Below are 633 nucleotides of genomic sequence, written 5' to 3'. Positions count from 1 at the left end.
ACCGCCCGCTCAGCCCTGCGTCACCGGCACGGACAGCACGTAGCCGCCGCCGCGCACGGTCTTGATGAGCTGCGGCTCCTTGGGATCGTCGCCCAGCTTCTTGCGCAGGCGCGAGAGCAGCACGTCGATCGAGCGGTCGAATGGGTGGGCTTGGCGGCCCTTGGTCCGGTCGAGCAACTGATCGCGGGTGAGCACCCGCCCGGCAGCCCCCGCCAGCACCAGGAGCAGGTCGAACTCGCCGCCGGTGAGCGGCACCAGCACGCCCGTCGGATCACGCAGCTCGCGGCGTGCCGGATAGATCAGCCAGCCGGAAAAGCGCAGGGTCGGCTCCTGGCTGGCCCCCTCCTCGCCCGGAGCCGCCTGACCGTCCTGGCGGGCCCGGCGCAGCACCGCACGAATGCGCGCCAGCAATTCGCGCGGCTCGAACGGCTTGGCTAGATAATCGTCGGCACCCAGTTCCAGGCCCACGATCCGGTCGGTGGGATCGGCCAGTGCCGTGAGCAGGATGATCGGCAGTTGCGGCCGCTCGGCGCGCAGGCGCCGGCAGGCCGCCAGCCCGTCCTCGCCCGGCATCATCACGTCCAGGACCAAGAGGTCGACCGGCTCGGCCGCCAGTACCGCATCCATGGCCTG

General features: G+C 71.4%; 1 protein-coding gene. It reads right to left on the bottom strand.

Features of this window, described 5'->3' with window-relative positions:
• Positions 1-9 precede the first annotated feature (9 nt).
• Positions 10-633 (bottom strand): winged helix-turn-helix domain-containing protein (locus tag EQG76_RS26740; protein ID WP_200841154.1); only part of this gene is annotated, 624 nt, incomplete at its 5' end.

Source organism: Geminicoccus flavidas (assembly GCF_009806515.1).
Lineage (GTDB): Bacteria > Pseudomonadota > Alphaproteobacteria > Geminicoccales > Geminicoccaceae > Geminicoccus > Geminicoccus flavidus.
Note: the sequence above shows the minus strand (reverse complement) of the source record. Positions and strands in the feature narration are given on the sequence as shown.